Origin of the sequence: Salinibacter sp., assembly GCF_042218895.1 — a bacterium.
Taxonomy (GTDB): Bacteria; Bacteroidota; Rhodothermia; order Rhodothermales; family Salinibacteraceae; genus Salinibacter.
On sequence record NZ_JBDGQQ010000171.1, the window covers coordinates 1 to 7603 of the forward strand.

Below are 7603 nucleotides of genomic sequence, written 5' to 3' on the forward strand. Positions count from 1 at the left end.
GGCCGTAGTAGGACGGGTCGGTCATGATCTCCTGGTAGCCCGTCATGCTGGTGTTGAAGCACAGCTCCCCGCCGGTCAGGCCTCGGTCGCCGAGGGCCACACCCTCGACGACCGTGCCATCCGCCAGGGCCAGCTTGGCAGGGTCGCGAGTTGAATCGGAGGAGGCGGGGGGAACGTACGTCATGGGATCGTGGATACTGGATGCAGAGGAATCGTTGGAAGCGCTACAAAAAAACCTCCCCACCGAGGACGGAGGGGAGGACGAAAAGCAGCGCAACGAGTGCCCTCGAGGGGCCCCGATTCGAAGCCGGAGGGATCGGCCCAGGAGACATGTCCGGAAGCACGAGCATTCACTTAAGGACCTTGGAATTTTTCCGTCCGGGTGAAAGTACAAACCGGCGGATCGTTCCACAACCGCTTCTTTGTCCTCGACGGGGCGTTTTCCGGGACCAACACGAGACGGCTGCCCAGCAGGCCCGGCACCCAGAGATCTCGCGTAGAAACAGACGTTCGGACCGAATTTTAGAAGAGAGTGCCGGGCAGTTTTAGAAAGATTCAGGATTGTGAGGCGCTCGCGTGCATCCCGCTCCGACGACCGCTACCGGCGTCGGTTTCTGACGTCGCTTGCGGCGGTGCTCTGCCTGGGCATCGCCGTGGTGCAGTGGTGGCCCATCCCGGATTCTCCGTCGACAGAGGGTCCGTTCCGCGACGCGGGCCCCGATCGGATCCGGGTCAAGGACATCCAGCCAACGACACAGACCCAGGAACTCACGCCCCCTCCGCCCGCACCCGTCCCACCGGTGGTGGTACCCAACGACGCTCCCATCGAGGAAGAGATCGAGTTTGGGACGTCGAGCATTTCCGTCGCGAATCCCGGAGACGACCGGCGATTGCAGGACGGCAGCACCAAGGCTCCACCAACAGGACAGCAGCCCGACACGAGTCCTCGCCTTTTCCGGGCCGTTCAGCCGGAATACCCGTCGGCGGCCCAGGAAAATAGCGTTCAGGCCCGGGTCCGGGTCGCGGTCCAGGTATCCAAGACCGGTCGCGTGGAGGGGGCTACGATCCTGAAGCGGTGGCGGCTCTCGTCCAGTGGGGACGCTCGGCCAGTTTCTCATCTCAAGTACGGCCTGGAGAAGGCAGCGCTCGTCGCTGCCCGCCGGTCGCGCTTCCGGCCCGCCCAGGAGGACGGCGCCCCTGTAGCGAGCCAGACAACGATCACGTTCGAATTCGGGGCCTCCCAGAACTAGCGGGAGGCCTCCTGCTCGCTCCTCACGGGGCCGTCGATGTCGTGCCAGGTCGCCTCCTCGATGTCCTCCCCCCAGAATGTTGGGTCACCGCGTGCGGCCCCCGTTTGCTGTCGCGGCGACGGCCCCTCCCAGCCGTGTGGCGCGGACGAGCCACGGCGTCCCTGTTGTCCGGGCGCCGAGCCCTCTTCGGCCCCGCTCAGGAGCGTCACGAGGTTGCCGACCGTCCAGAAGATGAAGTACAGAATGACGGCGGCGACGAGGTATTCCATGAAGGGCGCTGGGAGGCGTGTCTTCTGTATCAATCGACAGGCAGCCCGCTACGACGATGCATGCGGCTGCACGTGACGGACCCGCTCGTCGGAGGGCGCGACAATGTGCCGCGCGAGGGCCCGAAAGTCTGCTTGGTTTTCTACGAAGTCGATTGTCGCCACGTTCACGACGAGGAGCGGAGTACGGTCGTACTGGTAGAAGTACCGATTGTAGGCGTCGTGAAGAGCCGCGATGTAGTCAGGATCCATGTCCCGCTCGTACGGACGGTCTCGCTCGGCAATGTTTTCGAGAAGCCGTTCGGGGGAGGACCGCAGGTACACCACGAGATCGGGGGTGGGGACCGTGGGCTCCATGAGGCGGAAGAGCGACTCGTAGAGCTGGAGCTCATCGCCCGCTAGGGTCTGCCGGGCAAAGATGCGGTCTTTGTCGAACGTGTAATCGCTCACTACGAGGTCGTGGAAGAGATCGCGCTCGGACAGTTCTTTCTGCTGGCGAAATCGGCTGGCGAGAAATGCTAGTTGCGTCTGGAAGGCCCACCGGTCGCGATCTTCGTAGAAGCGCTCGAGGAAGGGGTTTTCCTCGAAGCGCTCAAGTACCGACTCGGCCCCAAAATGGTCGCTAAGGAGCTGGGTGAGGGTCGTGGTCCCGGCCCCGATGGCCCCTTCGACGGCTACGTAGTTAAGATCCTCCGGCGGCGTCATTGAGGACGGGGGCATGAGAAACGAGACTCGCGCGGGAGAGGAGACGCCTCGGGTGAAACACCGTAGCGGAGAGACGGCTCAGGAGTCTGGGGCCGTGGCCGCAGAAGGATTGAGTTCTAGGTCGGTCGAGCAGATCTCAGCTGTGTCCGCACATCGCTCCAACAGCACCTGTACCGGCTCCTGAAACGGCGCCGGAACCACGAAGTTTGGCGCGATGTCGGCCCAGGGACGCAGCACGAATCGTCGGTCAGCGAGGCGTGGGTGGGGCAGTGTCAGGGGCTCTTCGTCGCGCACGACCTCGTCGTAGGCGAGCAGGTCCACGTCGAGGGAGCGCGGGGCCCAGCGCTGGGCCTCTCGGCGGCGGCCCTCGGCCCGCTCCAGGTCGTGCGCGAGCCGAAGCAACGCCTCGGGAGAGCGCGTCGTCGAAACCTGAACGACCGCGTTCAGGAAGGGAGGATTCTGGGCATCGGGGCGGAGCGTATGGGCTTCAGACTCGTACACCGGAGACACCGCCGTTACCGCCGCGCCCCTTCGCTCCACGAGTCCCGTGACGGCCGCCTGCAAGTGGGCGTGGCGACGGCCTTGGTTCGACCCAAGCGAGAGGAACGCCGTCGATGCCGAGGGAGAATCAGGGGGACCCACAGGGTTAATCGTCGTTATTTCAAAATTTGCACTACGGTCCGTCTTGTCCGTCTGCGAAAATAAAGGGGCAGCGCGCATGGACTACCTTCAGCCGTCCGAGGCTGTTTCCGCCCTCCCTCGTCCCGAACGGAGCGTACGGCTTTGGCCGTGCTCCGCTCCCCACAGAAACCTCAGGGAGTCCCCCCTCCGTTCCGTGTCTGCCCACGAAAGTCCTCGTTCGGGGCCTATTTCGGCGGTGCTTTGTACCTGAGTTTCGGTCCCTGCTGCAACCTTTCGTCGTGAGTCCCTGCCAAGAACGTGCCCCGATTCTGTCTGGTAACAGTGGCGATTCGCTCAGTGAGGGGGCATGTTTTCTCACAGCGCTTCCTTTTCTCCTCATGCAGTGGCCCTGGGGCGGAGACCACGGTTCTCGATGGCACCGAGGAAGTTGCGTTGCCATCACCTTGCTGGACATTACGCCACGAGGGGCGGCTCAGGGACTACCACTGTCCCGGTCTCCCCATTCCTACGGCAGATTTCTCACGCACGTGGCCTGTTCCACGTGCGCTTCCCCGTGTAGGGCGTAGACCCATCTTACTGGTTCCAGTTGTTGAACATCTGAACCTGTTCTTTCTTGGCTCACCTTGAACTGTAGTGTCCTCTCGCACGCTCTTTCCCGTTCTTTGGTCCGGGATTGCCCCCCTCCCCAGAGCCTCGGTCCGGGCGCGCGAAGGCCCTCCCACTGCCTCATGACCCATGCTGTCCATGCGCTCTGCTCTCCTGCTCCTGCCCCTTGCAGCTCTCGTTGCCGCCTGCTCCCCGTCTCCCCCCGAGCCGGATGCCGGCATGGCCCTTCCGCCCGACTACTCGTTTCCCGGCCGGGACACCCTCCGGGTGGCAACCTGGAATCTGGAGCACTTTGTCGACCAGCAGGACAATCCCTATATCGACGCTGGGCGCGAAAACGACCCTCCTCCCAGCATGGAGGGCCGAGTGCAGCGGGCCGTCCGGGCCCTGCGTCAGCTTGACGCCGGCCTGGTGGTGCTTCAGGAAGCAGAGAGCGAGGCCTTTCTCCAAACGCTCGTTGAGGACCACCTTGGCGACCTCGGATACCGCTTTTTCACCTCTGTGGAGAGTCCATCCTGGTACATGAACGTTGTGCTGGTGAGCCGCTATCCGCTGGGGGTGGTGCGCAACTACGCCGACGTGACGACCCCAATCGCGGATACGTACACCGACACGGGGGCTCTCGACGCACAGTCGCTCACGAATCACCGGCTCTGGGCGGCTGACGTGCGCGTCGGCCCCGACGCGATGTGGACGGTCGTGGGCGCTCACCTCAAGGCGGGGCGGAGCGCCCGCGACCGGAACTGGCGCATCGGGCAGATTCGATTCTTGCACGCCCGGCTCACCCGTCGGATCGAAGACCGGCCCAACCTCCCCGTTCTCATCGCGGGCGACCTGAACGCGACGGCGAACAGTCCGGAACTCCGGCTCCTACTTAACTCTCCGGGCCGTCCGGCCCCCGACTCGATCCAGTCCGACGCAGTCCGGCGGCGCGTGCGTTTCACTGACCCTCTGGCTGGCACCCCCTCCCCGACGTATCCCTCCGACGATCCCGCTCGACAGCTGGACTACCTGCTCTTCAACGACCCACTGGCCGATCGCCTCGTTGAAGGCTCCGCCCGCGTCGCGCGTCCTCTCCCGGATTCTACGATGGCCGCCACGAGCGATCACTTGCCGGTTGCGGCCACTTTCCGCCTCCCGGCCCAGAACTGATGTCGCTCAGAGGATGCCTTGTCGGCTCTCGGGGATGCTGCTGGGATTCGGCACTCCATAGCCCCTGCTACACGGCCCATTTGCTCCCACTATTTTCCGAACCTGGGGACACAGCGGGGTACGAATGCACCCATCGGGAATGGAAAAAATGCCTCGCCCCGAGCGTTCGGTCATGGTCCTGCTTCTTCATTGCGCCCCGGCACGTTATTTGCTAGGAAGAGCAACCAGTTCTAGGCCCATTCTTTTCTTTCGTGGACTTCCGCGTCCCTATGCACATCATCGCAGTGATCAACCAGAAGGGTGGGGTCGGGAAAACCGTTACGACCGTCAATCTGGCCGCCGCTCTAGACGAGGCCGGCCACGACCCGCTGGTCATCGATTACGACCCTCAGATGAATGCCACCGACTGGCTCATGGGCCGTGAGGCGGAAGAGGACGACGCAACGATTTTCGACGCGCTCGCGTCCTGGGACGGCAAGGAGTCCGACCGATGGCCCCTCTCCAAGATTTCTCGATCGTCTGAGTCCGTCGGGGTTCCGTTCGTGCCCTCTGATTCGCGCATGGCCGCAGCGAGCTTCGATTCTGTGGTTGGACGAAGTCCGGTGTTTCCCCAGCAGTTTCGCTGTCGCGTCCAGGAACTCCGGACCTCACAGGTCCGGACAAACTCGAACTCCGATGCGAGCTACGATTTCTGTCTCGTCGACTGTCCTCCGTCGCTCGGGCGGAGCGTCGCCACTGCACTCGCAGGGGCCGACGGCATCATCGTGCCGATTCACACGGACCGGTTCAGCATGCGGGGCGTCATGCAACTCCAGGACACCATCAAGCAAATCCGGAAGGTCCACAACGACGGCCTCCAGATTCTCGGCCTCCTGCTGAACAACCTCGACCTACGGTCCAACATGGTGAACGAGATGCGGGAGAAGTTCGAGGAGATCTACACCGACATTCTCTTCGAGACCTTCATTCCGTGGCGCTCGAAGATCAATGAGGTGGCCACCCGCGGCGAAAACATTATGGAATACGAGGGCGCCTCCGACGCGGCGTCCTTTTATCTCGACCTCGCCGATGAGGTGGTGGAACGCTCCCGCACAGCGGCGACCGCTCGTTGACCACACGTCTGGGATACACCATGAGCACACCAAGCGCAGCTGAGAACGAGGGCAGGGACGACATTCCGGCCTGGATGAAGACCATAGATGAGGAGACGTTCTACTGCTCGGACTCCTCTTCGGCCAACGAGACCCCGTCGCCCTCGACCTCGCACGATTCGCCTGATAGATCCTCGCCAGTGGACTCATCGGCGGAGCCTCCTCCGGCGGGCCCGTCTAAGGAGGCACGCCCGGAGTACATGAATTCTGCGGACGACGCGTCGTCGTCCCTTCATTCCTCTTCCGACCCCGCTGGAGACTCGCCCCCAGCGGACGCGTCGGAGGACCAGGGGACTGAGGTCTCTAAGATGCCCCTCCACCGGAAGCTCTCGATGTCAATGGGGGATCCCTCGGGGCTTCCAGAGCCGAACCCGGATCTTCAACCTGAGGTTCTCGGCTACGTGCGGGCCGGTCTGAACAAGAGGGTGGAGGAGGCGGTGTCGGTCCTCGACACTCGCTACGGGAGCGGATTTTCCAAGAGCCTTCTTCTCGACGTGGCGCTCCGCCAGATCCTCACGGACCTCCACACGCACGGAGAGGACTGCACGCTCGTCCTGTGGCTAGATTCCATCCTCCAAGGATGATGGGGACGGGATGTCCGGGCGTGCGCGGCTGCATCGGCATCTTCTCGGCTCGATCTCGTTCCTATTGAATGGCCGTGTCCCTGATCCCACAATCTCGTCTGGGCGGTGAGGGCCTGCTCCGCCGAACGTAAGCGCCGCGGAGGGGACGCCTCCCCAGTTCCGAAACGAGTTGGGGGCAGGCTAACCCTTCGACGAGTCTCGAGCCCGCCGCGCCTCCGAACTTCCCAAATCGCGTTCCGGGCTTGATCTTCTGCTCCTCCACGTGTATCGAGACAGTACCCTTTCGGCAACGGCCATCGTCCCGCCCTGCGCATGCTTCATCTCGAACGGCCTCTCGTTTTTCTCGACCTTGAAGCCACCCAGGCAGACCCCCAGGACGCCCGCATCATCCAGGTCGGAATGCAGCGGTTCGTACCGGTGTCCGACGGGGCGAGACTCGCGGACACCCTCGACCTGCTCGTCGATCCTGAGTGCGAGGTCCCCGAGTCTGTGACGCAGCTCACCGGGCTCACTACGGAGGCGGTCCGGCACGCTCCGCCGTTCGATCAGCGCGCCGGTCAGATTGCGCCACTCATTGAGGACGCCGACCTGGCCGGGTACAACGCCATCGCCTACGATCTGCCGCTGCTCAGGGCCGAGTTCGATCGGATCAACCGCTCCCTCCCGGGCCCGCGGGACCGCGTCGTGCTTGACCCGTATCGGCTCGAACAGGCGCTGCGGCCGCGCACCCTCTCTGCCCTCTACGAACGCTACACGAGCCAGTCGCTCGACGACGCCCACGACGCACTTCGCGACGCGGAGGCCACTGGGACCATTCTTCAGCGGCAGCTCGCCGAGCACGACCTCGACGGCACGCCCGCGGATCTTGCCGACCTGATTCGGGGCGACTATCTGGACGATGGGCGCAAGCTGAAGCGCGACGGCAACAGGGTCGTCGTCTGCTTCGGCAAGCACAACGGAAAGACCCTGCGCGAGCTCCGCTCCAACCACCCGGACTACTTCGACTGGATGTACCGGACGATCGACGAGCTCCGCCCCCACATTGACGACGCGCTGGGGGACTCCTAGCCCTCCATCCGTCTGTGCGACTCGAAAGGCGCCCCCTGTACAGAACTTGGCCCCTCTCGCTTCCGGGTGGGGAGGGGACCCAGCGAGGCACCTCGCAGCGTCGGAGGAACGGAAGCAGCACCCCGTAGGATAGGACCGGGATGCGGTTCCTTGCCTCTCAGCAAGGCCGTATCCCGGCC

Annotated in this window: 9 protein-coding genes; 5 read left to right on the forward strand and 4 right to left on the reverse strand. The window is 63.7% G+C overall.

Annotated elements, in window-relative coordinates; genetic code table 11:
- On the reverse strand, positions 1-184 hold a 184-nt coding region (locus ABEL04_RS14105), incomplete at its 3' end, for a carbamoyl-phosphate synthase domain-containing protein (protein WP_375803036.1).
- A 379-nt stretch (positions 185-563) separates the two neighbouring features.
- On the opposite strand from ABEL04_RS14105, the gene ABEL04_RS14110 reads away from it, so the two are divergent.
- Positions 564-1250 (forward strand): energy transducer TonB, encoded by a 687-nt coding sequence (locus tag ABEL04_RS14110; protein WP_375803037.1) that lies wholly within the window; start codon positions 564-566, stop codon positions 1248-1250.
- On the opposite strand, the gene ABEL04_RS14115 is transcribed toward ABEL04_RS14110, so the two are convergent.
- From ABEL04_RS14115 to folK, 3 genes are all read right to left on the reverse strand, one after another.
- Positions 1247-1519 carry a hypothetical protein gene (locus tag ABEL04_RS14115; RefSeq protein WP_375803038.1) on the reverse strand — a complete coding sequence of 91 codons (273 nt, stop codon included), beginning with the start codon at positions 1517-1519 and terminating at the stop codon, positions 1247-1249. The two genes, ABEL04_RS14110 and ABEL04_RS14115, sit on opposite strands and share 4 nt — an antisense overlap.
- Positions 1520-1567: 48 nt before the next feature.
- On the reverse strand, positions 1568-2236 hold the full coding sequence (locus ABEL04_RS14120) for a deoxynucleoside kinase (protein WP_375803039.1): 669 nt from the start codon (positions 2234-2236) through the stop codon (positions 1568-1570).
- A gap of 63 nt (positions 2237-2299) precedes the next feature.
- Positions 2300-2941, reverse strand: coding sequence for a 2-amino-4-hydroxy-6-hydroxymethyldihydropteridine diphosphokinase (gene folK / locus ABEL04_RS14125; protein ID WP_375803040.1), 642 nt, complete (start codon positions 2939-2941; stop codon positions 2300-2302).
- Positions 2942-3607: 666 nt separating this feature from the next.
- Here folK and ABEL04_RS14130 point away from each other — a divergent pair.
- From ABEL04_RS14130 to ABEL04_RS14145, 4 genes are all read left to right on the forward strand, one after another.
- Positions 3608-4621, forward strand: a complete 1014-nt coding sequence (locus ABEL04_RS14130; RefSeq protein ID WP_375803041.1) for an endonuclease/exonuclease/phosphatase family protein — start codon at positions 3608-3610, stop codon at positions 4619-4621.
- Positions 4622-4890: 269 nt separating this feature from the next.
- Complete coding sequence (locus tag ABEL04_RS14135; protein ID WP_375803042.1) at positions 4891-5733, forward strand: ParA family protein; 843 nt, start codon at positions 4891-4893, stop codon at positions 5731-5733.
- A 20-nt stretch (positions 5734-5753) separates the two neighbouring features.
- Positions 5754-6356 carry a hypothetical protein gene (locus tag ABEL04_RS14140; RefSeq protein ID WP_375803043.1) on the forward strand — a complete coding sequence of 201 codons (603 nt, stop codon included), beginning with the start codon at positions 5754-5756 and terminating at the stop codon, positions 6354-6356.
- Positions 6357-6668: 312 nt separating this feature from the next.
- Positions 6669-7424 carry an exonuclease domain-containing protein gene (locus ABEL04_RS14145; RefSeq protein WP_375803044.1) on the forward strand — a complete coding sequence of 252 codons (756 nt, stop codon included), beginning with the start codon at positions 6669-6671 and terminating at the stop codon, positions 7422-7424.
- Positions 7425-7603 lie beyond the last annotated feature (179 nt).